At 40.7% G+C, this 23,659-nt stretch carries 23 protein-coding genes; 12 read left to right on the top strand and 11 right to left on the bottom strand.

Annotated features, from left to right (window positions below; all coding sequences use genetic code 11):
- Positions 1 to 9: 9 nt before the first annotated feature.
- Positions 10 to 786, bottom strand: coding sequence for an aldolase (locus F928_RS20755; RefSeq protein WP_005079488.1), 777 nt, complete (start codon positions 784 to 786; stop codon positions 10 to 12).
- 111 nt (positions 787 to 897) lie between these two features.
- On the opposite strand from F928_RS20755, the gene mocR reads away from it, so the two are divergent.
- On the top strand, positions 898 to 2,331 hold the full coding sequence (mocR, locus tag F928_RS20750) for a MocR-like pyridoxine biosynthesis transcription factor PdxR (protein ID WP_005079485.1): 1,434 nt from the start codon (positions 898 to 900) through the stop codon (positions 2,329 to 2,331).
- A gap of 24 nt (positions 2,332 to 2,355) precedes the next feature.
- Here the strand turns inward: mocR and yieF are convergent, their stop codons facing one another.
- The 3 genes from yieF to F928_RS20735 all read right to left on the bottom strand — a co-directional run bounded on the left by yieF (position 2,356) and on the right by F928_RS20735 (position 4,785).
- Positions 2,356 to 2,901, bottom strand: a complete 546-nt coding sequence (yieF, locus tag F928_RS20745; RefSeq protein WP_005065691.1) for an NADPH-dependent FMN reductase — start codon at positions 2,899 to 2,901, stop codon at positions 2,356 to 2,358.
- A gap of 103 nt (positions 2,902 to 3,004) precedes the next feature.
- Positions 3,005 to 4,492, bottom strand: a complete 1,488-nt coding sequence (gene yifB, locus F928_RS20740; RefSeq protein ID WP_005079484.1) for a YifB family Mg chelatase-like AAA ATPase — start codon at positions 4,490 to 4,492, stop codon at positions 3,005 to 3,007.
- Between the two features lie 65 nt (positions 4,493 to 4,557).
- Complete coding sequence (locus F928_RS20735) at positions 4,558 to 4,785, bottom strand: accessory factor UbiK family protein (protein ID WP_002121136.1); 228 nt, start codon at positions 4,783 to 4,785, stop codon at positions 4,558 to 4,560.
- Positions 4,786 to 5,063: 278 nt separating this feature from the next.
- Between F928_RS20735 and glnK the strand changes: the two genes are divergently transcribed.
- From glnK to ribC, 6 genes are all read left to right on the top strand, one after another.
- Positions 5,064 to 5,402, top strand: coding sequence for a P-II family nitrogen regulator (glnK, locus tag F928_RS20730; protein WP_000780326.1), 339 nt, complete (start codon positions 5,064 to 5,066; stop codon positions 5,400 to 5,402).
- Positions 5,403 to 5,459: 57 nt separating this feature from the next.
- Positions 5,460 to 6,854, top strand: a complete 1,395-nt coding sequence (gene amtB, locus F928_RS20725; RefSeq protein ID WP_005079483.1) for an ammonium transporter — start codon at positions 5,460 to 5,462, stop codon at positions 6,852 to 6,854.
- A 123-nt stretch (positions 6,855 to 6,977) separates the two neighbouring features.
- Positions 6,978 to 7,436 (top strand): transcriptional regulator NrdR, encoded by a 459-nt coding sequence (nrdR, locus tag F928_RS20720; RefSeq protein WP_000543541.1) that lies wholly within the window; start codon positions 6,978 to 6,980, stop codon positions 7,434 to 7,436.
- 15 nt (positions 7,437 to 7,451) lie between these two features.
- The gene (gene ribD, locus F928_RS20715; protein WP_005079481.1) at positions 7,452 to 8,537 is read left to right on the top strand and encodes a bifunctional diaminohydroxyphosphoribosylaminopyrimidine deaminase/5-amino-6-(5-phosphoribosylamino)uracil reductase RibD; all 1,086 of its coding nucleotides are present in this window, start codon (positions 7,452 to 7,454) and stop codon (positions 8,535 to 8,537) included.
- On the top strand, positions 8,534 to 9,826 hold the full coding sequence (locus tag F928_RS20710) for a DNA adenine methylase (protein ID WP_002121221.1): 1,293 nt from the start codon (positions 8,534 to 8,536) through the stop codon (positions 9,824 to 9,826). Before ribD ends, F928_RS20710 begins: the two co-directional genes overlap by 4 nt.
- Positions 9,827 to 9,869: 43 nt before the next feature.
- Positions 9,870 to 10,529 (top strand): riboflavin synthase, encoded by a 660-nt coding sequence (gene ribC, locus F928_RS20705; protein ID WP_002121149.1) that lies wholly within the window; start codon positions 9,870 to 9,872, stop codon positions 10,527 to 10,529.
- A 60-nt stretch (positions 10,530 to 10,589) separates the two neighbouring features.
- Here ribC and F928_RS20700 read toward each other — a convergent pair whose 3' ends face one another.
- From F928_RS20700 to pepA, 4 genes are all read right to left on the bottom strand, one after another.
- Complete coding sequence (locus F928_RS20700; RefSeq protein WP_002121224.1) at positions 10,590 to 10,808, bottom strand: hypothetical protein; 219 nt, start codon at positions 10,806 to 10,808, stop codon at positions 10,590 to 10,592.
- 131 nt (positions 10,809 to 10,939) lie between these two features.
- On the bottom strand, positions 10,940 to 11,578 hold the full coding sequence (locus F928_RS20695; RefSeq protein ID WP_002121184.1) for a cell division protein BlhA: 639 nt from the start codon (positions 11,576 to 11,578) through the stop codon (positions 10,940 to 10,942).
- Between the two features lie 38 nt (positions 11,579 to 11,616).
- On the bottom strand, positions 11,617 to 12,024 hold the full coding sequence (holC, locus tag F928_RS20690) for a DNA polymerase III subunit chi (RefSeq protein ID WP_002121193.1): 408 nt from the start codon (positions 12,022 to 12,024) through the stop codon (positions 11,617 to 11,619).
- Positions 12,017 to 13,465 carry a leucyl aminopeptidase gene (gene pepA, locus F928_RS20685; RefSeq protein WP_005079478.1) on the bottom strand — a complete coding sequence of 483 codons (1,449 nt, stop codon included), beginning with the start codon at positions 13,463 to 13,465 and terminating at the stop codon, positions 12,017 to 12,019. The genes holC and pepA overlap by 8 nt, the downstream gene beginning before the upstream one ends.
- A 143-nt stretch (positions 13,466 to 13,608) precedes the next feature.
- Between pepA and lptF the strand changes: the two genes are divergently transcribed.
- From lptF to ctpA, 4 genes are all read left to right on the top strand, one after another.
- Positions 13,609 to 14,709 (top strand): LPS export ABC transporter permease LptF, encoded by a 1,101-nt coding sequence (gene lptF / locus F928_RS20680; protein ID WP_002121169.1) that lies wholly within the window; start codon positions 13,609 to 13,611, stop codon positions 14,707 to 14,709.
- On the top strand, positions 14,709 to 15,779 hold the full coding sequence (lptG, locus tag F928_RS20675; RefSeq protein WP_002121203.1) for an LPS export ABC transporter permease LptG: 1,071 nt from the start codon (positions 14,709 to 14,711) through the stop codon (positions 15,777 to 15,779). The genes lptF and lptG overlap by 1 nt, the downstream gene beginning before the upstream one ends.
- A 126-nt stretch (positions 15,780 to 15,905) precedes the next feature.
- On the top strand, positions 15,906 to 17,453 hold the full coding sequence (gene gpmI, locus F928_RS20670; protein ID WP_005079475.1) for a 2,3-bisphosphoglycerate-independent phosphoglycerate mutase: 1,548 nt from the start codon (positions 15,906 to 15,908) through the stop codon (positions 17,451 to 17,453).
- A gap of 15 nt (positions 17,454 to 17,468) precedes the next feature.
- Positions 17,469 to 18,653 carry a S41 family peptidase gene (gene ctpA, locus F928_RS20665; protein ID WP_005079474.1) on the top strand — a complete coding sequence of 395 codons (1,185 nt, stop codon included), beginning with the start codon at positions 17,469 to 17,471 and terminating at the stop codon, positions 18,651 to 18,653.
- Between the two features lie 3 nt (positions 18,654 to 18,656).
- On the opposite strand, the gene pilR is transcribed toward ctpA, so the two are convergent.
- From pilR to gacA, 3 genes are read right to left on the bottom strand one after another with little or no spacing between them, the layout of a single operon-like run.
- On the bottom strand, positions 18,657 to 20,069 hold the full coding sequence (gene pilR / locus F928_RS20660; RefSeq protein ID WP_005079471.1) for a sigma-54-dependent transcriptional regulator: 1,413 nt from the start codon (positions 20,067 to 20,069) through the stop codon (positions 18,657 to 18,659).
- 24 nt (positions 20,070 to 20,093) lie between these two features.
- A complete protein-coding gene (pilS, locus tag F928_RS20655) occupies positions 20,094 to 21,662 on the bottom strand; it encodes a sensor histidine kinase (RefSeq protein WP_005079470.1) in 1,569 nt (522 codons plus the stop codon).
- A gap of 10 nt (positions 21,663 to 21,672) precedes the next feature.
- Positions 21,673 to 22,308: a response regulator transcription factor GacA gene (gene gacA, locus F928_RS20650; RefSeq protein ID WP_002121174.1), complete on the bottom strand. Its 636-nt coding sequence runs from the start codon at positions 22,306 to 22,308 to the stop codon at positions 21,673 to 21,675.
- A gap of 212 nt (positions 22,309 to 22,520) precedes the next feature.
- Here gacA and pbpG point away from each other — a divergent pair, with 212 nt between their 5' ends.
- Positions 22,521 to 23,567, top strand: coding sequence for a D-alanyl-D-alanine endopeptidase PBP7/8 (gene pbpG, locus F928_RS20645; RefSeq protein ID WP_005065720.1), 1,047 nt, complete (start codon positions 22,521 to 22,523; stop codon positions 23,565 to 23,567).
- Positions 23,568 to 23,659: the final 92 nt, after the last annotated feature.

Raw genomic sequence — 23,659 nt, 5'->3', positions numbered from 1 at the left:
AATCTCTTTTTAAATACAGCCAGAATGTTTTTTCAAAGCTTTACGTGCGTAGTAGGCAAAGTTCACTTTGTTGCGTTTATCGGTAGAAACCCAGTCATGAGCTTCTTTTGCTAAAGCATGGGGGATGGGCTGGATTTGTCCGGCAGACATGGCTAGCAGTTGCAGTTGAGCTGCTCGTTCAATTAAAAGAGCCAAGTTGCAGGCTTCTTCAATGGTTTTTCCTGTAACCAGTTGGCCATGATGAGACAACAAAACAGCACGGTTTTTACCAAGCGCAGAAGAAATCAAAATACCTTCTTCATTACCTACAGGGACACCTGGCCAATGACCTACAAATGAGCAGTCTTCGTAAAGTGCGCAAACGTCCATTTGGGAAATCATAAGTGGAACCTGTAGCATCGATAGAGCCGCTACATGAGTCGGATGCGTATGGATAATGCAATTCACCTCTGGGTGTTCTCTATAAATCCATGTGTGAAAACGATTGGCTGGGTTTGCCATTCCTTCTTGATTGATAGGTTCTAAATCTTGATTCACCTCAAGTAAATTTGAGGCAGTAATTTCATCAAAACCTAAACCGAAACGTTGGGTAATAAAGGATTCTTTATTTTCACTACGGCAGGTAATTTGGCCTGCTAAACCAGCATCATGCCCATGATCAAATAAAATACGACAAGTGAGTGCAAGCTTTTGACGATCAGTTAAATCTAAGTCGCTAATCCACTTTTGCATGTCTTGCTGTGCATGTTGCATAAGGTCTTGTTTGTTTACAGCAGCAGTCTTCATCTCTTCTCCAGTCCAGTTGACCAAATTAAGTAGGTGAAGGCAGAATAGAAAACAACTGGATGAATCAATACATCCAGTTTTAATAAGTTATATGGTCCAGATGGGGCGAATATGCTAAGACCTTGGCAAGTACATTTTCGTATCGATGAAAGAGAAGAAAAAACGGTATTTCTAAAACTGACTAACTTGATTAGTCAGGAAATTTTATATGGCCGTTTAGTGCAGGGTACGATGCTGCCCGGGTCTCGTAGCTTGTCAAAAGAACTAGGAATTAATCGAAAAACCGTACAAGCAGTCTATGAAGAGTTAGAGGCACAAGGATGGCTTGTGACCCATCCCCGAAAAGGCACATTTGTGGCGGATGTTTTGCCGGAAAAACAGCTTCAAATAGAGCCAGTATCTGAGCGAACAGTTAATGATAAACCAATCACTCAAGAAGTGATTCAACGCCCAAATAACGATGGTGTGCCAGATCCGAGGCTTATTCCCTACGAACTATTTTCGCGGGCATACCGGCATGCACTGATTAAAATTATGCAAAACCAGTACATGGGATATGGTGACCCACGAGGGATGGTTGAGCTAAGACAGGCTTTACAACAAATGTTGTCAATGGAACGTTTTATGAATGTTGCTGAAGATGAGATTTGTATTGTACGTGGTAGCCAGATGGGAATTTTTCTTGCCTCTCGAGCATTACCCAATCGGCAGGGAGTTATCGTTGTTGAAGAATTATATTATCCATCTGCTTTTAAAGCATTTCAGTCAAATGGCTTTCAAGTGGTTTCTGTTAAATTAGATGAACAAGGTATTGTCATTGAAGATTTAGAACGGATTTTACAAGAGCATTCTGTAGCTGCCATTTATACAACTCCGCATCATCAATATCCTACAACTGTCACAATGCCAATGAATCGTCGTCTTCAACTCTTGGAGCTTTCAAAAAAATGGGGCTTTTATATTATTGAAGATGATTATGACCACGAATTCCACTATGACAGTCGGCCCATGCCACCCTTAGCGAGTTTGCCTCATTCTGAATTGGTTATTCATATTGGCTCATTGTCTAAGGTCTTTGCACCCGGCATCCGATTGGGATATATAGTAGCGTCCTCAACAATCATTCAATCGATTACAGAAGATATTCTATTGATTGATCGGCAAGGCAATAACATTACGGAACTTGCTTTAGCAGATTTAATGCAGCGAGGGGAAATCAAGCGGCATATCCGTAAAATGAAAAAAATATATCAACTACGTCGTGACCATGCCTTAACTGAGTTCCATCGAGTTTTTGCTGAGACTGTTCAGATACAACCACCTGCAGGTGGAATGGCCTTATGGGCGAAATTCCAGAAAGCATTTACTCAAGATCAGCTCATAAAGCTAAAAGAACTCAACATTGATACAGAGCAGAAGTTTAAACAGGGGGAGCCTTCTAACCATTGTGTTCGTTTTGGCTTTGCTGCTTTATCAGAAAAGGAAATCACTGCTTTAATCGAGAAGCTAAATGGGATTCTTAATAAAAGAACAGTGAACTCATAATCCGCTCTTTTATTTTAAGAAAGTTCACTCTAATTCATTTCTACATTTTTGAATCTCTGAGACAAAGGTAAGCAGAAAGGGAGTAATTTGTGACTTATATTTTTCGGTTTGTAGCATCTCGCTAATTTGTTCAGGAGATTTGCCGATGAGAGAAATCCTTAAAAATAAATCTTCAAAGAAATTGCTACTAACAGTCGACAATACTCTTCTTAAAGAAACTAGCATGTCGTCGCCGCGGCTAGATGCATGAACCAGGACAATAGGTATATCTATAATTTCGGTACGGGAAACCATCCAATCAATTGCATTCTTGAGACCACCTGGAATACAACGGATATATTCTGGACTTGAGATGATAATGCCATCTGCATCAGAAACAGATTTGATGAAATCTTCCACTACAGTAGGCGTTTTTTCTCCTTCATTATCTGGAGAAAAGACAGGCAGATTATTAATATGATCAAAAACTGTCAATTCAATGTCGGACGGTGCTATATCCTTCATTGCTCTTAATAGAGCAGTATTTGTAGATTCTTTTCTTGCACTACCTGAGATAGCCAAAATTTTCATAGCATCCTCTTTACTTCTATTAATACATAGGGAGTAATAAATTCTCTTATTAATAACTTCTATAGATATTAAAAAAGCGGACTCATAATCCGCTGTTTTTATTTTAAGAATGATTGCCTCGATAAGAGAGCGCTTCTGTAAGATGAGGACTTTGGATCATCTCATTTTGCGCCAAATCGGCAATGGTACGAGCAACCCGTAAAACACGATGATAAGCACGAGCCGACAGATTCAAACGTTGTTGAGCCATTTCAATCATTCGTTGAGAAGTACTATCAAGTACAGCATATTGCTCAAGTTGTTTCGGTGAAAGTGCTTGATTTAAACAATCTTGTCTTTGCATTTGTTGTTTATAAGCATAAATCACACGCTGTCTTACAGCCGTAGAGTCTTCAGCAGGCGTTGGATCTTGCAGTTCTTGAGCTTTTAAAGGCGGTACATCAATATGTAAATCGATACGGTCAAGTAATGGTCCTGATATACGGTTTTGATAGCGCTTGATACTCTCTGGCGAACATTGGCAACGGCTGTCTTGATTAAACGCATAACCACATGGACAAGGGTTCATTGCTGCAATGAGCTGAAAGTTTGCAGGATAAGTAATTTGCCGAGCTGCACGTGAAATAATGATTTCTTTTGACTCAAGCGGCTGACGTAAGACCTCTAGAACTTTTCTGTCAAACTCGGGGAGTTCATCTAAAAACAAAACCCCTAAATGAGATAATGTAATTTCACCCGGTTTAGGATGTGAACCGCCCCCAACTAGTGCAATCGCTGATGCTGTATGGTGGGGCGCGCGAAATGGACGCTGACCAAAGGTATGCGGTGTATTTGAAATAGAATAAATACTCGCGACTTCAAGCGTTTCCTGATTAGAAAGCGGTGGCAAAATTGAAGGAAGACGTGAAGCGAGTAAAGTCTTACCTGTACCTGGTGGTCCTTTAAAGAGCAGCGAGTGCCCACCTGCGGCGGCAATTTCTAGTGCGCGACGTGGACGTAGCTGACCTTTTACATCTGCCAGATCAAATTTATAAGGCATTTGGTTTGAGGTCGTTGCAGGTTCAGTCGAAGATAGCGATTTGATGCCCAAGAAATGATCACAAACTTCTTTTAAATGGCTCACTGGATAACATTCAAGATTTGGTAAATGGCTAATATCCTGACTGTTATCGAGAGGTAAAAGCATTTTATGCTTGGCCTGTTGACACGCCATTGCCAAAGTTAAAGTACCTGACACTGGTCTTACATGGCCATCTAAAGCTAATTCACCAATTAATTCAAAATCTTCGGCACAGTTTTCTGGGAGCTGGCCAGAAGCAATTAAAATACCTATAGCAATAGGTAAATCTAGACGTGATCCATCTTTGGGCAAATCTGCTGGTGCAAGATTAATGGTCAGCCGTTTTGTTGGAAATTGAAATCCACTATTAATAATGGCTGAGCGAACTCGGTCTTTACTTTCTCTTACCGCCGCCTCTGCTAGGCCGACAATAGTAAGAGAAGGTAAGCCTTGACTCACATGTACCTCAACTTCAATCAGAGGTGCATGTAAACCTAAAAGTCCCCGTGTATAAATTTTAGAAAAAGACATCTTATTGTTCCATTATGGTGCTTCATTTTTAATCGTTGTAAAGTATAAATGCGCTACGTTGGTGCTTATTTTTTATTCTTTAAAGTTTCTTCTAACAAACTTACTTGTTTTTGTAGCTCTTCTAAACGTTGATTGGCTGATTGAAGTGCAGTCTTTTGACGGTCGATCTCTTGTTTGGAAACAAGATCCAACTTTTCGACCGCTTCATTTAATAATGCACGTAAATTTTTTTCCAAATCTTTTTTAGGCTCATCAATTTGTTCCAGAATGGCCTGTAGCAAAGTTTCTAGCATGAAATATCCAAAGTGTTGTATTACCTTATGCTTTACAGTTTAACACTGCTTAAGCGCTGGATATAGGTTTCAATTTTTTTAGTGCAAATAGATCATTAAATCAGCATGTAACACTACTGAAAATTCATTTTATTTTTGATAGCTCATCTACATCTTGCTCACTAAATAGGTTATAAAGAAAGTTCATGCAAAAGATTCATTTCCCTCAACCTTTGAAATATTGGCATGAAAATTGAACATAAAACCTTACTGGTGAAAAGAAGCCGAAGGAAACAAACATGAAGCTTGTAACTGCAATTGTAAAACCGTTTAAATTGGATGACGTGCGTGAAGCACTCTCTGACATTGGTGTACAAGGGATTACCGTAACTGAAGTTAAAGGTTTTGGTCGTCAAAAAGGGCATACTGAACTCTACCGTGGCGCGGAGTATGTGGTTGATTTCTTACCTAAAGTAAAAATCGAGATTGCGATTAGTGATGAAATGGTCGACGCAGTAATTGAATCAATTACACGTGTCGCAAGCACTGGAAAAATCGGCGATGGTAAGATTTTTGTGACTAACCTGGAACAAGTAATCCGTATCCGTACGGGTGAAACTGGACCGGATGCTGTCTAAATTGGCACAAAGCTTGCTGAGTAGAAAATAACTCGCAAATGAGGTTGGGGGACACGAATGAAAAAAATGCTTATGGCGCTCAGTCTATCAGGCGCTCTTTTGGGTGGTACTGCCGTTTGGGCAGAAGAAGCTGTAACAACGCCAACATCGGAAGTTGCGGCTGCATCAACATCTCCAGCTACTGCAACTACTGCAGAAGCACCAGTTGCTGAAACTCCAGCAGCTCCTGCACCGACACCTACGCTTGATACGGGTGATACCTCTTGGATTTTAGTTTCAACCGCATTGGTTCTATTAATGACCATTCCGGGATTGGCATTATTCTATGGTGGTATGGTACGTAAAAAAAATGTACTCAGTACGATGATGTTCAGCCTTTCAGCTGCAATCTTGGTAAGTTTGCTGTGGGTGATTGCTGGTTATTCAATCGCGTTCTCTGGCACAGGTGCATTTTTTGGTGATTTGTCTAAAGCAATGCTAAACGGGGTAGCGTTTGATGCATTAAGTGGGACAATTCCTGAAAGTCTCTTTGTTATTTTCCAAATGACTTTTGCCATTATTACAGTGGCGATTCTTAGCGGTTCTATTGCAGACCGTATGAAATATTCAGCTTTCATGGTGTTTATTGCAGTTTGGGTGCTCGTTGTTTACGCACCAATTACCCACTGGGTGTGGGCTGCAGATGGCTGGTTATTTAAAGCAGGCGCATTAGATTTTGCTGGTGGTACAGTTGTACATATCAACTCAGGTGTTGCAGGTCTAGTTGCTGCTTACATGCTTGGAAAACGTATTGGCCTTGGCCGCGAATCTATGGCTCCGCATAACCTGACTTTAACTGTAGTGGGCGCAAGCTTACTTTGGGTGGGTTGGTTCGGCTTTAACGGTGGTAGTGCTCTAGGCGCTGGTGCTCGTGCAAGTATGGCAATTTTAGTGACTCAAGTTGCCGCTGCCGCTGCTGCATTCTCTTGGTTAGTTGTTGAACGTATGATCCGTGGTAAAGCATCTGTATTAGGCGGTGCTTCTGGTGCGGTAGCTGGCTTAGTTGTGATTACACCAGCAGCAGGTTTTGTTGGGGTAGGCGGTGCTTTAGTGATGGGCCTTATTGGTGGCGTAGTGTGCTTCTGGGGTATTACAGCACTTAAACGCTTACTTAAAGCCGATGATGCTTTGGATGCGTTTGGTTTGCATGCGGTAGGTGGTATTGTCGGCGCGATTTTAACTGGCGTATTCTACAGTGACGAAATTATTAAAGCAGCCAACGTTGCATTAGCTCCAACATTCGCTGGCCAATTATGGGTACAAGTTGAAGGCGTATTGGCAACCATGGTTTACAGCGGTATCGCGACTTTCGTTATTCTTAAAGTGATTGATCTTGTGATTGGTATCCGTGTTAATGCTGATGATGAACGCATGGGTCTGGATTTAAGCCAACATGGCGAACGTATCGAATAATTCGTAATATATTCCAATCAAAAAACAGTCTTCGGACTGTTTTTTTGTCTTGAAGAATGCTGGTTCTGTAAGTGTAGAAATTTTGCTACACTAGGTCAAAGTAATCGACCCTATAAATCCGCTATGCATTGTCCATTTTGCAACGCCGCAGATAGTAAAGTCATCGATTCACGTTTAGCCGCCGAAGGCTGTCAGATTCGTCGACGTCGTGAGTGTGTAAGTTGCGGTGAACGTTTTACCACTTTTGAAAGCTATGAAGTGGTAATGCCCCGTGTGATCAAATCGAATGGAAAAAATGAACCTTTCGATGAGGCCAAATTACGTCGTTCGTTAATGCATGCTTTGCAAAAACGTCCGGTCACACAAGAGCAGATCGAAACAGTTTTAAGTGATATTCAGTTGCAGATTCGCCGTTTAGGTGAGCGTGATGTGAAATCTAGAACAATTGGCGAAATCGTCATGCAATCTTTATTTGCACTTGACCATGTAGCTTACGTCCGATTTGCTTCTGTCTATCAAGATTTTCAGGATGTTGAAGCATTTCGCCGTCAAATAGAGCAAATGCAGCAACGTGAACACTAATCATTTGAGATTTTTATGTCTGAGTTGAAACAAGATCAGTATTGGATGCAGCAAGCCATTGAACTTGCCAAACGAGGACTATATTCGACCAAGCCTAATCCAAATGTTGGTTGTGTGATTGTCAAAGATGATCAGTTAATTGGCCAAGGTTTTCATCCTAAAGCGGGTCAGCCACACGCAGAGGTTTTTGCCTTACGCGAAGCGGGTGAACATGCACAAGGTGCAACGGCTTATGTCACGCTTGAACCATGTGCGCATTATGGCAGAACCCCTCCTTGTGCCGAAGCATTGGTGAAAGCTCAAGTTAAAAAAGTAGTGGTTGCTTGTCCTGATCCAAATCCATTGGTTGCGGGTAAGGGTGTTCAGATTTTAGAAAATGCCGGAATTGAAGTAGAAGTTGGCATTTGCGAAGATTTAGCATCAAAACTTAATCAAGGTTTTTTAAAGGCAATGTCTACAGGCTTGCCTTATGTACGTTTAAAGGTAGCCTCAAGTTTAGATGGGCGTACTGCAATGGCATCAGGTGAGTCGAAGTGGATTACTGGTTCGGCTGCGCGCCAAGATGTACAACATTGGCGTGCCATTTCTGGAGCAGTGATTACAGGTATTGAAACTGTGATCGCAGATGATTGTCAGCTTAACGTGCGTTCACTCAATAATTTTGATATCGAGACAGTTGCTCAGTCAAAACGTGTTGTTTTAGATCGCCAAGGACGTTTACCACTTAACGCTAAGATCTTAGAAAATCCTGAAACTGTGATGGTAATGGGGCCGTATCGTCAAGAACTTGCTGATTTAGGCGTGATACAATTAGAAATTCAGCCTTTAAAAATGCTGTTACAGACCCTATCTAAGCAACATCAAATTTATGATGTGTTGGTTGAAGCTGGCGCAACATTGTCTACTGCCTTTTTGCAAGAAGGTTTGGTGGACGAATTGATCAGTTATATTGCCCCGACCTTATTGGGGAAAAGTGCAAGGGCCATGTTCAATGCAGAGTTTGAATATATGGCAGAGCAACTTCGTTTTACACTTCTTGATGTGACAAAAATTGATCAAGATATACGCTTAAGGTTAATCCCTACGCAAGAGAAAGTATGAATTCAGAGCCTTCGGTTTATCACAAACGTCGTCATGCAGCCCGTACGACAGACGAATATCTTTTCCATCAGCTTGTGCCGTACTTGGGTAACAAGCGCCGATTGCTCCATCTAATTTTAGAAGCCCTTGAAATTACAGGGACACTGAATAGCAAGAAAAAGAATCCACCGATTTTTGCCGATTTCTTTGCCGGCAGTGGCGTTGTATCTCGTTTAGCACGTCAAAATGGTTACCGAGTCATTGCAAACGACTGGGAACCTTATAGTCATGCTTTAAATCATGCGATTTTAGCCTGTGTAGATGCGCCTGCTTTTAAAGAACTGGGTGGCTATCAAAAGGCAATCGACTATTTAAATCGTTTACCTGAAGTTAAAGGTTGGGTAACGCATAACCTTTGTCCACGTAACGATGATGTATACGATCCAACCCGTGACCGTTTATTCTTTAAACGCCGTAACGGTATGCGTATCGATGCAATTCGTCAGCAGATCGCAACATGGCAGGCACAAGGTGCAATTAATGATGTAGAGATGAGCGCTTTGCTTGCGCCATTGCTCTATTCAGCTAGTTTTGTCAGTAACACCAGTGGTGTATTTAAAAGCTTCCACCAAGGGTGGGGCGGACGTACTCAAACTGCGCTAGAACGAATTGAATCATTACTTTGGTTAACACCGAGCCGTTTTTGTGAGATTGGTGATCGCAAACGTCCGGCTGCTGAAATGTGGTGTGTAGATTCACAACATCTAGCAAATCAAATGAGTGGTTTTGAGGTTGATGTTGCCTATCTCGATCCACCATATAACCAGCACGCATATAGTAGTAATTACCACGTTTTAAATGCATTAACTTTATGGGATCAGGTGGATTTACCATCACCAGATACTAAAGGTTATAAGAGTGGTATTGATAGAGCATGGCGTAAAGAGCGTCCGAGTCCATATAACTCTTCTAAACATGCAAAAGATGCATATGAGAAATTACTCTCAACGATCAATGCGCGCTATATTCTGACCAGCTATTCAACTGATGGTAATATCGAACCGAAAGATTTACTTATGGCCAATCTGGAACGAGGCAAAGTAACCTTGTTAACACAAGATGTTCCGCGCTATCGAGTGAGTAAACAACGACAGTCTGAACGTGCACGCGTGCTTGAGTTTATTGTGATTACTGATACTCATGCTAAGTCAGGACCACCATTACGTCAGTTATTAGGCCAGCTTTACCACTTCGCCGAGCTAGGTGGTGTAGATACCTCAGGCAATAGTACACAGCTCGCACTTTGGTAAGCGCTGCAATTTAAGCAGTGTAAAAAGATTTGGAGATTGAGCCATGTTTACAGGCATCATTGAAAGTTTAGGTAAAGTTGAAAGCCTGCAAAGTGTAGGTGGTGATGTACGTCTACGTATTCAGACTGATCTGGATATGTCTGATGTACATTTGGGTGATTCGATTGCAACCAATGGTATTTGTCTTACAGTGATTGAATGGGGCGATAACTGGTACGCAGCAGATGTTTCCCGTGAAAGTTTAAATCGAACGACTTTGGGTAACTGGAAAGTTGGGCAACGTGTCAATGTTGAAAAGGCAATGTTACCGACAACGCGCTTTGGTGGGCACATTGTAAGTGGTCATGTTGATGGCGTAGGTGAAATTACCGTAGTGCGTGAAGATGCTCGATCAATCTATTATGAAGTTACAGCACCGACAGAACTTGCTAAATATTTGGCGGAAAAAGGCTCTGTAACCGTTGACGGAATTAGCTTAACGATTAACCACTTGCGTGGAAATATTTTAAGCTTGAATTTGATTCCGCATACTGCAGAACGTACCAATATTGGAACGTGGCAAGTAGGCAGTAAGGTCAACCTTGAAGTCGACGTGTTGGCGCGTTATATCGAGCGTTTATTGCTAGGTGATAAAGCAGCTGAGCAAAAAACTGAGTCAAATATTAGTATGGCTTTTTTAGCTGAAAATGGTTTTTTAAAATAAAAGCCAGATCATCAAAATAAAAAAACCGGACATATGTTCCGGTTTTTTTATTTTTAAAAATTAATGCTTGGTGAGTGTAACCGAATGTGTGCCAACCCATGGTTTAGTATGCTGAGTGCGTGTAATTGAAAACTCACCTTTTTCCGACGCTCGTGTCAGCAAGATTGAAAGCGAATTAAAGTCGTTATGACTCATATAAAGTTCTTGTGCTGAAAATGTCCATTGCTCACCCTGATTAAGCTGCTCAAGTTGCTTTGAAATCTGATGTGGAATGTCCATTTCTTACCCTCATTAATTATCTTAAAATCACTACTTTCTATTCTCATAATCAATTGATCTACAAGAATAATATTTATGTCTATTTTGTGACATATAGGTGTCAGTTTTATGACAGAAGAAGTTTTAAAACTTTACTTCTCTATTTTTTCATCAGAAAACTTAGAGTTCTTTAAAATATATTCAATTTCTTCTTGAGCTGCCGAATGTAGTTTAGCTCGGAAAGCCGTTACGGACTCTTCAATTAAGTTTTCAGCTTCAAGTTCTAAACGAATGCGTAAACTTTCAAGCTCAGATAAGATTTGATCATCGGTGATACTAAGTTTTACGCCAGCAGAGTAATTGACGGCTGGGGTTTCAGGGTTTTTCTGATAACGTGCAGTTTGTTCTGCAACTTCTTGTTCTAAATGACTACGTAATGTCTGTAATGTTTCAGTCTGTTCATTAAACTTGCGAATTTCGTCTGCTTGCAACTCCGCAGCATAAGCAGCTTCTGATGCACGTTTGTCAGCAAGCGCTTTTTCTAAAGCGAGCTGACGACGGATACGTGCTTGCTCAATAAGCTCTGCCTTAAGGTCCGCGTAAGCTTGTTCAATTTTTTGCTGCGATTCTAACTGCGCTTTTTCGTCATTTAAAACCCAAAGCTGAATAGGGGTTTGTGGTTCTAATAGGTCGCAAATACGTGCCAGATCTTGTTGATAGGCATGACGGACAGCTTCAGGCGCATTTAACCATCTTTTTTTAAAATCTTGCCCGACATTTAATGCCACCATGCTTCTCCTTTGTTCAACAGTATTTACATTTTAGCGCGTTATAATTTAAAGGTCCGCGGTTCTATACCCAAACGGCGATACATTTTAAATTTTTCTCGGCCAATTTGCTTGGCTGTTTCATTATTTTCAACAATTTCTATAATGTGGCTAAAATGATCAACTTGTTCAAGTGCATGATTGTTAAAATTAAATACTAACAAGCCTTGTTCAAGCGGTTGTTTAGCCGAAATACATACAGCAGCTTCAGCTTGGTCAATGCCATGCGCAATGAAACTTGCAGGGTCGAAATCCCATAATCTTTCATCAAGAGTTTGTTGTAGCTGCACATCTGGGCAATACCACCAGATTTTAGGATGCTTCTGTAAAATCTTTCGGCATAAACGGCAAGCACTATCGACTTGCCGTTCTTCACTGGTTTCAAACAGATAAAAACTAACTTTAGCCATTCGTATTTACACGATTCGCTAAAAATTGCATGAGTAATGGTACTGGGCGACCTGTTGCACCTTTAGCTGGACCAGATAACCATGCTGTTCCTGCTACATCTAAATGAGCCCAACGGTACTCACGTGTAAAGCGCTCAAGGAAGCATGCTGCCGTAATTGCACCGCCGTATGGACCGCCGATGTTCGCAATGTCAGCAAATGGTGAATCAAGTAATTCTTGATAATCCTCAATCACTGGCATACGCCATACACGGTCAAATGATTGCTCACCCGCTTGTTGAAGTTCAGCTGCTAAAGCATCATCTGGTGAGAATAACCCACTCAGTACTTTACCTAAAGCGACTACACATGCACCAGTTAATGTTGCGATATCAACCACGACTGCTGGATTGAAACGTTTGATATAGGTCAATGTGTCGCACAGTACCAAACGACCTTCCGCATCGGTATTTAAAATTTCAACAGTTTGTCCGCTCATGGTTGTCACAATATCGCCTGGGCGAGTTGCTTTACCTGAAGGCATGTTTTCCGCAGCTGCAATTGCTCCAACGACATGAATAGGAAGTCTTGCCTCGCATAGCGCGCGAATAGTACCTAGTACAGAGGCTGCACCGCACATATCGAACTTCATTTCATCCATGCCTAGGCCTGGTTTTAAAGAAATACCGCCTGTATCAAAAGTAACGCCTTTACCAACAAGCACAACAGGCGCTTGATCAATTCCAGCTTGGTATTCGAGTGTTACGATACGACCCGGACGTTCAGATCCTTTGCTGACTGCAAGAAAAGCATACATACCTAAATCAGCCATTTGCTGTTCATTTAAGACAGTTACTTTGAGTAAGTCAGGGAATTCTGCAGCTAAAGCTAATGCTTGTTCTGCCAAATATTCAGGGAAGCAAATGTTACCTGGACGGTTTCCAAGGTCACGTGCATACGACTGACCAGACTGTACGGCATGCACTAAAGCCAGTTGTTTTTCATCGAGGCTCGTTGTTGAACTAATTAAATCAACCTGTTGTAACACAAATTCATTTTTTTTCGATTTAAACTCATCATAACCATAAGCTGCTTGAGTTAAGCTTAAAGCGAATAAATAATGGTATTCGACAGGTAACGCAGCAATATCAATCGCGATATGCTTAAATTTATTTTGTGTCGATTTGATAATGGTTTGGGCAAGTTTAGCGAGCTTAACCGCCTGAAGTTCGGCTGTTTTTCCTAGTCCAAGTAATTGGCTATGAGGTTGATTTGAAATCTGACCGAATAAAGGCAGAGTTTCATTGAAGTTGCCTTTGAATTGGGTGGCAGTAAGAACGCTTTCTAGGTTATTGATTTGATATGTGTTGATGTTGCTTTGTAGCTGTTCTGAATCAACTAAAACCCACAAAGATTCATTAGATGTCTGTTCGGGAAAAGTTGTATAAGTTGTAAATTTCATGGCTGCCGTGATTGCCTATAGAAAGTTATGTTGGATTAAAACATTGAAACACTTTCAAGCATAGCGTTGCAATGTGCGGTTTTATATTTTTAACATTCGGGTAAACTAGCACACGTCCCGATTAGCCTTTTGGAAGTATTACTTTGATTATTCGGCGTTATCTCGTCAAGCAAGTTGTCTCTACCTCATTGGTGGTCATTTCTTTACTGACCCTAATCATGATGGGTGGTCGTCTGATCAAATACTTTGGTGTGGCGGCGCAGGGGCGTTTAGATGCCAGTATCTTGTTTAGCATCATTGGATATCGTTTACCTGAATTTCTAACACTCATTTTACCATTGGGTTTTTTCATTGGTTTAATGTTGGTGTTTGGTCGTTTATATGTTGACCATGAAATGGCTGTATTAAATGGTAGTGGTGTAAGCCGTCATCAATTAGCACGATTACTCATTCCAATGACGCTTGTTTATATGGTTTTTCAGTCTGTGCTTATGCTCTGGATGACGCCATGGGGACTACGTGAGTTTGAAAAACTGACAACTACACAAGCTGTTCGGACAGGTTTCGATTTGGTTCGACCAAGAGAGTTTATTTCCTCTGGGCCATATACGATCTATGCAGGTTCATTGTCAGAAGACCGAAAGAATTTGAAGGATATTTTCTTTTATCAACGCGCTGCTAAAGAAGATAAGCCAGATGTTATGATTTTGGCAAAAGAAGCGACTCGTGTAGAAGTTGCAAATGACACCGCCAATGTCGTTGATCTGGTACAAGGTCGTCGCTATGAAATATTTCCGGGACAACCAAAATATACACAAGCAGAGTTTCAGTCTTATCGTCTACGTTTAGAAAATGACAAAGATGTTAAGTTTGAGAGTGGCGATGTAGAAGCACTATCAACAACAAAACTCTTTTCAAAAACAAATGATCCAGTCATCAGAAGTGAGTTGGGATGGCGTTTATTTGGGCCATTCACCATTGTTATTGCGTTAATGCTATCAGTGGCATTGTCTGAGGTGAGCCCACGACAAGGCCGTTATTACCGTCTTATTCCGGCGATTTTTATTTTTTCCAGTCTGATCGTATTAATGATTGCAATCAAGACTCGTATTAGTAAAGAAGAACTCGATATTTGGGCTTATCCTGCCGTGTTAGTTGTGTATGGCGTTGCTGCCGCCTTATTCTCACGTAAGCAGAAGTTAGGACCAAAAATCAAGAAACAGATCAAGCGAGTGAAATTATAATGTTAGCACGTCGAATAGTCGCCAAATATGTGACGAAAACCACTGCGCTTGCGATGTTTGGCACCACAGTTGTTTTGTCCATTCTTCAGGTCTTATTTACATATCTTGGTGAGTTGGGTGAGCTCAAACCAGACTATAACGCATGGCAAGCTCTCGTCTATGTCCTGTGGGGAGCTCCTCGCTATCTCTATGAAATTTTACCTATCTCTGCCTTGATTGGTGCTGTGATTGGACTGGGCTCATTGGCAACGAGTAGTGAACTCATTGTTATGCGTTCAGTCGGTGTTAGCTTATGGCGTATTGTTGGTTGGGTTATGCGCTCAGCTTTACTGCTTATTATTTTGTCGTTTGCTTTAAGTGAATGGGTTATTCCTTATACCAATGAAAAAGCACAAAGTGTTAAAAGCCATCGTTCAGTAGCTGCTTTAGGTGAAGTTAAAGGCTATTGGTCACGTGAAGGGCAGCGATTTATCTATATCGACTATGCTAACTCTCAAGGCAATTTAAGAGACATTCAAGTGGTCGACTTTGACCAGAACTATTACTTGCAATCATTAATTAATGCTCAGCAAGGACAGTTTATTAAAAATGGTCAATGGGCTTTGAAAAAAGCTGAACAAATGGACATTTTGGCGGCAGGCAATGCCATCAAAACTGACCATGAAGAACAATCGCTTGCTTTAGCATTACAGCCTAAATATGTGCATATGGTGACTTTAGATCCTGAAGATTTATCGCCAAGCCAACTGATTAGCTTTATGCGTTATATGGATGAATATAGTCAGGTACCAAAGACGTACCAATTGGCTTTCTGGCAAAAAGTTGCTTCGCCATTTTCACTCATCGCATTAGTTCTCGTGGCATGTTCTTTTATTTTTGGACCGTTACGCCAACAATCAATGGGTTTTCGTTTGGTGATCGCATTGTTTATTGGTTTGAGTTTCTATTATTTGCAAGATTTCTTGGGCTATGCAAGCTTGGTTTATTCTCCATCTCCAGCATGGTTCGTACTTGTGCCTATCTTGCTAATGTTTGGTGCCGGAAGTTATTTGCTTTACCGCGCTCGCTAGAAATAAGTGATATTTATGGTTTTCATCAATCGCGGATATTGGTGAAAGCCATAGGAATAAATAGAGTCTTGACCGAAAATTCGGTAAGATATTGTGACGAAATTGTAGACAAAAGAGAAATTGATTATGACGGATGCAACTGCTGGCAAGATCCCTCACGTTCTGGTCATTATGGATGGTGTTGGACACCGTGAAGCGATTGAAGATAATGCTTTTCTTGCAGCAAAAACACCAAATTTGGCGGCAATGAAAGCCAAGCATCCGAATAGTCTAATTTCTGGTTCAGGTGAAGATGTTGGATTGCCTGATGGGCAAATGGGGAACTCTGAAGTTGGCCATATGAATCTTGGCGCTGGCCGTGTGTTATATCAAGACTTTACCCGTATTACTAAAGATATCCGTACTGGTGACTTTTTCAAACATGAAGTGTTGATCGACGCTGTTGAAAAAGCCAAAGCTGCTGGCGGTGCTGTCCATATTATGGGGCTACTTTCAGAAGGTGGCGTCCATTCACATGAAGATCATATTGTGGCGATGTGTGAGCTTGCATTAAAACGCGGTGCAAAAGTTTACTTACACGCGTTCCTTGATGGTCGTGATACACCTCCACGTAGTGCTCAGCCGTCTTTAGAAAAATTAGATGCATTATTTGTTCAATATCCGGGCCAAGGCCGTATCGCAACCATGATTGGTCGCTACTTTGCAATGGACCGTGACAACCGTTGGGATCGTGTTGAGCAAGCTTATCGCTTGTTAACCGAAGGTGAAGCACTTCGTACTGCGCAAACAGCGGTTGAAGGGTTGGAGCTAGCTTATGCAGCCAATGAAAATGATGAGTTTGTAAAAGCGACTCGTATTGGTGATATTGCTAAAGTTCAAGATGGTGATAGCGTTGTATTTATGAATTTCCGTGCTGACCGAGCTCGTGAAATTACTCGCGCATTTGTAGAGAAAGACTTTGCTGGTTTTGAACGTAAAGTTGTACCGAATCTTTCTAAGTTTGTGATGTTAACGCGTTATCAGGCGAGCATTGATGCACCAGTTGCATATATGCCAGAAGCCCTTAAAAACTCATTGGGTGAGTATTTATCTTCTTTGGGTAAAACCCAGCTACGTATTGCTGAAACTGAAAAGTATGCGCATGTGACATTCTTCTTTAGTGGTGGTCGTGAAGATGAATATCCGGGTGAAAAACGTATTTTAATTCCATCTCCAAACGTTGCGACATATGACCTTAAGCCAGAAATGAGTGCTTATGAAGTCACTGATGAGTTGGTTAAAGCGATTAATTCGGGTGAATACGACTTATTAGTTGTGAACTATGCAAATGGTGATATGGTCGGTCATACAGGTGTGTTTGATGCTGCGGTTAAAGCAGTTGAAGCGGTTGATACTTGTTTAGGTCGTGTCTATGAGGCAGTTATGGCGAAAAAAGGCCATATGCTCATTACTGCTGACCATGGTAACGTTGAACAAATGCAAGACTACGAAAGTGGGCAAGTGCATACTCAACATACAACCGAGCTTGTGCCGTTTATCTATGTTGGCCCAACACAAGCAACAATTGCAGAAGGTGGTGTGCTTGCAGATGTAGCACCGACAATTCTCAATTTAATGCAGATTCCTGTTCCTGCCGAAATGCAAGGACGTAATCTGATTACACTATCTGCATAAGTTAAAGGTGATTGGATGCTGCAACACATTAAATATAAAAAACTTATTGTAAGTATGTTGCTGTGTTGCAGCCAACTTGCTTTTGCAGCGCCAGTTGTAAAAGAAAAAATGTCACCTTTGCATTCGGATTCGGAAGAACCGGAACATAGCTATGCAGAGGTGCCAATCGAGTCGATTCAACAGTTTGTGCAAATCTATGGAATCGTTCGAGATAATTACGTTGATGTGAAGTCTGACGATGCCTTGTTTCAACAAGCCATAAAAGGGTTAGTGAGCGGGTTAGATCGTTATTCGCGTTATTTATCGGCAGAAGAATATCGCCAACTGATTCAATACACAGAGGGTGATCTTGCATCAGTTGATTTTGCATTAAGCCCTGAATCACATGCTCATAAATGGATGATTCGTGATCTTAAAACCGGTTCTGATTCTTATAAATTAGGTTTGAGAAATGGTCAGACGATTCTCAAAATTGATAACCAAGATTTAAAAAATTTAAACCAAGATCAGGTATTTGGCCTACTTTACGGTTCTATAGGAAGTACACTTCAAGTACAAGCAGAAGAGCTAAACGGAAATATCAACTTAGTTCGTAATAAAAAAATAGAAACCGATATAGAACCTGTAATGCTACATAATCAGGTGCTTGTACTCAAAATTAGAGTATTCCAACAAGACACTGCTAATGAAATTAAAAGATTAATTGAAGAAAACAGTTCTCCACGTTTAAAGGCTGTTTTAATCGATTTGCGAAACAATCCGGGTGGGTTGTTATCGGCAGCAGTTGAATCAGCAGATTTATTTTTAAATAGCGGAATTATTGTTTCAACCAAAAGCCGTTCGGAAGGTAACCAGCAGTTTCAGGCACTACCTGGCAATGAATTTCAGAATATAAAACTGGGTATATTAATTAATCACCGTTCTGCATCAGCGGCAGAAGTTTTTACTGCGGCCATGAAAGAACACCAGCGTGCTTGGGTGATGGGTGAAAAAAGTTATGGAAAAGGTGTAGTGCAAAAGCTATTTCCTTTACCAAGTGGGGCGGCTCTACAGATGACGGTCTCACATTACTACACGCCAAATGGCAATATGATTGAAGGGCAGGGTATCCAGCCTAATCAGACCTATCCATTGCCCGCAGAAATGAAAGAAGATGTATATTTAGAGCGCGTCGCAGATTTATTTCTAAAGAGGAAGTAACTTTTATACTTCCTCTCCCATTTCGGTATCTAAGCCAAATTTTTTGAGTCGATAGCGTAAAGAACGGAATGTCATTCCTAGCTTTTTAGCGGCCAAAGTTCGATTCCAATGCGTCATGTTCAGAGCATTTAGTAAAATATCTTTTTCGATATTTTCTAGGTAGCGTTCTAAACCTTCCATTGGAAATTTTGGATGAGTCTGAACAGTCGGTGTTTGATTTAGTTGTTTCGTTACGATTTGCGGGCTCACGCTACTGCCTCTAAGAGGAGGCGCTAAGTGTGTTAAATCAATGGACTCATCATCACTTAAAGTAATAGCCCGTTCAATCATATTTCTTAATTCACGAACATTACCCGGAAAGTCTTGCTGCAATAAGTAAGTTTCAGCGCTCGCCGTTAATTGCTTGCTTGAAATTCCCCATTCCGTACAAACCTTTTGAATAAAATGATTGGCCAATAGCAAAATATCTCCACCACGGTCACGTAGTGGCGGCAACATAATATCCATAACATGAATACGGAAAAATAAGTCCTGACGGAATTTACCTTGTTGAACTAATAAATCTAAGTCTTGGTGACTGGCACTGATTACTCGAAAATCAACATCAATTTCCTGATCTGAACCTACAGGGCGAATCTTTTTCTCTTGTACTGCCCGAAGCAATTTAACTTGCATACTTAAAGGCAATTCGGCAATTTCATCTAAAAATAAACTGCCGCCGTGTGCTGATAAAATAAGACCTTGTTTATCTTGAGTCGCGCCAGTAAAGCTCCCTTTTTTATGCCCGAAAAGTTCACTTTCCATGAGCTCAGTTGGGATTGCTCCACAGTTAATTGCAATAAATGGTCCTTCACTGCGGTTGCTTAAGCGGTGAATCAGATTAGCAACGACTTCTTTACCCGTACCAGACTCACCTGTAACAAACACAGGTGCTTGGGAGCGGGCTATTTTTTTAATAGCTGTCCGTAAGTTTTGTATAGGTGGTGAACGCCCAATTAATAAGTCATTTTCTAATGTTGTTTCACCGAACTCATGCTCTGGTTTTGGCTGGTTAAGCGCCTTTTTTAACAATTGATCTAAATGAATTTGGTTAATCGGTTTGCTGACAAAATCAAAAGCTCCCGCTTTTAATGCTGCAATTGCAATATCCATATTGCCGTATGCGGTTAAGACTGCAATGGGTGTGTGTGGGTAAGTTTGAGAAACATGTTGGACCAATTCTAAGCCACTACCATCAGGTAGATTTAAATCGGTCAAGCACGCATCGTAATGAAACTGAGTAAAGAGCTGTTTGGCCTGTTCAATCCGATAAGCAAGATGTGTCTTAATTCCCATTCGTGCAAGAGTCATTTGCATTAACAGGCACAAATCTTCTTCATCGTCTACAAGCAAAACGAGTGGTTGCTGTTCTGCCATTTCCCCAAAAACCTAATAAAAAAATCAATATATTATTGGACATTCTATTCTGAAGCATGCCCCTTGTTTTTGCTCTACATAAGTGAGCTTTGCATGGTTTGCCTCACAAAAACTATGAGACAAATATAATCCTAAACCAGTTCCATTAATTTCGGTACTAAAAAATGGTTTAAATAATTGAGATATATCACGTTTTGAAACACCTTCACCGTAATCGATCACATCAATATAAATTTTATTTGTTTGTGAATGGATATTGATCAGAACATAGGGTGAATCGGGTGCATTGTGTCGTAGAGCATTCCTAACAAGATTAATTAGCACTTGTCTGAGTTGCTTTTCATCAAACAATAGCTTTAAGGATAAATCAGAACTTTTAAGCTGGATTGCATGTTTAACATCAGATAAATCTTCATCTAATAATGTTTTTATGAAGTTGTTTAATTCGATCTGGATGGGATACGTTCTTTCACTGCGGGCAAGTCCTAAGGTGTCTTGAACAATACTATCAATGCGTTTCGTTTGCTTGCCAATCATATTGCGTAAAGTATTTTGCTGTTCCACATCACTGTCTTTGAGTAATTCATTTGCTTGAACAATGGCTGCAAGAGGATTACGGATCTCATGTGCAATACTTGCTGAGAGTTGTCCTAAAGCGGCAAGTTTGAGTTGTTGAGCTTGCTGATTAATCTGCTGCGCATCTTGTAAGATGAGTAGTGTTAATGCTTGTTGCGGCACCAAAAGATGTTGCACTTTAATATTAATAGAATAAGCCGACAGTCGGGACTCAAAAATAAATCGATCACCTTCTTTTAAATTATCAAACTTTAATATTTCAAATAAGTCAGCATGCCATTTTGCTAAGGGATATTTTTCACTGGCAAATTGAGGTGGAATTCCTAAAAGAGAGCAGGCGGCTGGATTACTTAAAACAATGTCGTAGTTTTCATCTAGAACTAAATAGCCCTCTTCAATTTGTTCCAAGATATAGCGGTTAATATTTTGTAGTTGATAGAGTTCTATTGATTGATGGAAAGTTAGTGCTTCAAGTAATTTAAAGCGCTGGACCGCAATTTGCCCGATTCCGTGTACTACAAAAAACAAGAAGGCCAATAAAGCGCTATTACCAATCGTATTTAAATTATTGTAGTCAAATAAACTGCCAACGAAGCGTTGGTAAATAACCGCAATGACTGCAAGTAATGTAATGAGCAACGACATTCTTGCGCTAAGTAAAATAGCCGAAGTAAATATGGCAATAACATAGAGCAAGCTGAGTTGAAGATTGGGTTCGCCTACTGAAAATGTAAGTAAACTCAGACAGATAATATCAACTACAAAAAATAAAATGAGCTGCCTTGTTGCCTGAGTTGCAATAAACTTAAAACATAAAAGTTGAAGAAGGCTTAAGAGCGAATAGCCGAGTAGTGTGTAAGAATATAAAGTGGGTTGTTGTAGACTATTGTCGATTTGAGCATCGGTTAAAACCAAAATAATATTCAGGCTAACCGCAATAATAAGGCGATATAAACCATACCACGTGCCCAAACGAAATATCGTATGGGACAAGGATGAGTTTAGGGGAAATTGCATGTAAGTCTGATTAAGGCTTGATCAGACCGTAGCGAATCGCGAGATGGGTTAGTTTAACATCACTATCAATGGCTAGCTTTTCAAAAATACGGTAGCGGTAAGTATTCACTGTTTTAACACTTACAAAAAGTTTGTCTGCAATTTCTTGAGCGCTAATACAATTTACAACCATCATTGCAACTTGCATTTCTCGTTCAGAGAGAGAATCAAAAGGTGATTGCTGCGTATCGGATAAATAAGAACTTGCTAATTGCTCAGCAATATCGGCACTAAAGTATTTGCCGCCTTGCATCACTTTATTAATCGCCCGAACCATTTCGGTAATTGGAGCACCTTTGGTGATGTAGCCTTTAGCTCCTGCTTTAAGCAAAAGAGAAGGGTAAGGTTCTTCTGCTAAGCCACTGACTGCAATCACTTTTGTATCTGGTGCGGTTTGCAGTAAACGACGTGTTGTTTCTACTCCACCGATGCCAGGCATATTGACATCAAGTAGCACAACTTGAGGATGTTTCTGACGAACAATAGCAATTGCTTCTTCACCCGATTCGGCTTGTCCAATGACCTCTACATCGGCATGATCTTCTAACATACGGCAGATACCTGTACGTACAAGTTCATGGTCATCCACAACTAAAACTGTAATCAAGAAGACCTCCTTTCTTTCAAAAAACAAGTTTTTTGTTACATAAAGCAAAATTAGCTTGCAATGGAATGACAAAATTAGCAATCCTATTCTTATATAGTGAGCGAATAGTTGTGCACAATTGTGTCGGTAAAAGCGTTATACCTTATACCTCAAATGTAAGGCATAATTATAGTAAGCGCAAATGTGTATCACCCTGAGTCGAGTATTGTGCCGTGAAAAATTCTAAAAAGTCTTTAATGCATGTGCTAAGCATGTCTATTTTGCTTAGTTTGAGTTCAACAAGCTTTGCAGAACTCGTCAATAACCCGTCCTCAGGGAATAGTGGTACTGCAAGCTTAAATTGGTCTTCAGCTGATGCTAGCCAATTTTTAAATGATGAAGATGACGAACCTACTCCGCAAGGTTCAACATCGGTAACCACAACTTTGCGTGGTGGTAGTGCACCGAAAATTGTAGCATCTGCACCGAAGATTGCTCCAATCCGTGATACGTCTGGTTATAATGCCCAGCCGAGTGTAAGCGCTCGAGCTGCACTTGTGATGGACGCGCAAACTGGTGAAGTGCTCTACAGTAAAAATACTAACGCTTCTGTGCCAATTGCATCTATTACAAAGGTGATGACAGCGGTTGTAACGGCAGATGCCCGTTTAAACATGTCAGAAGAAATTACACTTGAGCAAATTGATTTTGCTGGTGCAGGTGGTAAAAACTCAAGTTCAACCTTACGTGTTGGTGACAAGATGAACCGTGCAGAAGTTCTTCTGTTCGCTCTAATGAAGTCAGAAAACCCAGCAGCAGCAGCTTTAGCGCGTACTTATCCGGGTGGGCGTCCTGCATTCGTCGCTGCAATGAATGCTAAGGCTCGTGCCTTGGGTATGAGTTCGACTCACTATTATGAGTCAACTGGTTTAGATCCGCGTAATGTGTCTTCAGCACGTGACTTAGGAATTTTGGTAAGTACAGCTTCTCAATATGGCTTGATTCGTCAATTCTCAACCACACCGACTTATGATTTTAACTTGGGTTATCGCGTGTTGAAATCTAATAATACCAATGCTCTAGTGCGTAATGGTGGTTGGAATATTAACTTGTCTAAAACTGGATATATTAATGAAGCAGGTCGCTGTGTTGTAATGCACACGACTGTAAACTCACGTCCGGCAGTCATTGTATTACTGGGTGAGCCAAGTACACAGGCACGTAATAATGATGCAACTAACTTATTGGGTTGGTTAAGTAATTTACCAAAACGTATTTAAGTTCAATATTCTAAAAACGCTTCTTGATAGAAGCGTTTTTTATGGCTATAAAAAAGACATAAAAAAACGGCTGTTTATACAGCCGTTTTTTT

Source organism: Acinetobacter pittii ATCC 19004 = CIP 70.29 (genome assembly GCF_000369045.1).
Taxonomy (GTDB): domain Bacteria; phylum Pseudomonadota; class Gammaproteobacteria; order Pseudomonadales; family Moraxellaceae; genus Acinetobacter; species Acinetobacter pittii.
This window is presented reverse-complemented; position numbering and strand designations above follow the sequence as displayed.

Coding starts and splice junctions, on each gene's coding strand:
- yifB (WP_005079484.1), bottom strand. CDS start 4,492: ATGTCTTTTTCTAAAATTTATACACGGGGACTTTTAGGTTTACATGCA.
- ribC (WP_002121149.1), top strand. CDS start 9,870: ATGTTTACAGGCATCATTGAAAGTTTAGGTAAAGTTGAAAGCCTGCAA.
- F928_RS20695 (WP_002121184.1), bottom strand. CDS start 11,578: ATGGTGGCATTAAATGTCGGGCAAGATTTTAAAAAAAGATGGTTAAAT.
- F928_RS20710 (WP_002121221.1), top strand. CDS start 8,534: ATGAATTCAGAGCCTTCGGTTTATCACAAACGTCGTCATGCAGCCCGT.
- lptG (WP_002121203.1), top strand. CDS start 14,709: ATGTTAGCACGTCGAATAGTCGCCAAATATGTGACGAAAACCACTGCG.
- pilR (WP_005079471.1), bottom strand. CDS start 20,069: ATGGCAGAACAGCAACCACTCGTTTTGCTTGTAGACGATGAAGAAGAT.
- pilS (WP_005079470.1), bottom strand. CDS start 21,662: ATGCAATTTCCCCTAAACTCATCCTTGTCCCATACGATATTTCGTTTG.
- F928_RS20700 (WP_002121224.1), bottom strand. CDS start 10,808: ATGGACATTCCACATCAGATTTCAAAGCAACTTGAGCAGCTTAATCAG.
- ctpA (WP_005079474.1), top strand. CDS start 17,469: ATGCTGCAACACATTAAATATAAAAAACTTATTGTAAGTATGTTGCTG.
- F928_RS20735 (WP_002121136.1), bottom strand. CDS start 4,785: ATGCTAGAAACTTTGCTACAGGCCATTCTGGAACAAATTGATGAGCCT.
- mocR (WP_005079485.1), top strand. CDS start 898: ATGCTAAGACCTTGGCAAGTACATTTTCGTATCGATGAAAGAGAAGAA.
- amtB (WP_005079483.1), top strand. CDS start 5,460: ATGAAAAAAATGCTTATGGCGCTCAGTCTATCAGGCGCTCTTTTGGGT.
- gpmI (WP_005079475.1), top strand. CDS start 15,906: ATGACGGATGCAACTGCTGGCAAGATCCCTCACGTTCTGGTCATTATG.
- glnK (WP_000780326.1), top strand. CDS start 5,064: ATGAAGCTTGTAACTGCAATTGTAAAACCGTTTAAATTGGATGACGTG.
- yieF (WP_005065691.1), bottom strand. CDS start 2,901: ATGAAAATTTTGGCTATCTCAGGTAGTGCAAGAAAAGAATCTACAAAT.
- ribD (WP_005079481.1), top strand. CDS start 7,452: ATGTCTGAGTTGAAACAAGATCAGTATTGGATGCAGCAAGCCATTGAA.
- holC (WP_002121193.1), bottom strand. CDS start 12,024: ATGGCTAAAGTTAGTTTTTATCTGTTTGAAACCAGTGAAGAACGGCAA.
- pepA (WP_005079478.1), bottom strand. CDS start 13,465: ATGAAATTTACAACTTATACAACTTTTCCCGAACAGACATCTAATGAA.
- F928_RS20755 (WP_005079488.1), bottom strand. CDS start 786: ATGAAGACTGCTGCTGTAAACAAACAAGACCTTATGCAACATGCACAG.
- nrdR (WP_000543541.1), top strand. CDS start 6,978: ATGCATTGTCCATTTTGCAACGCCGCAGATAGTAAAGTCATCGATTCA.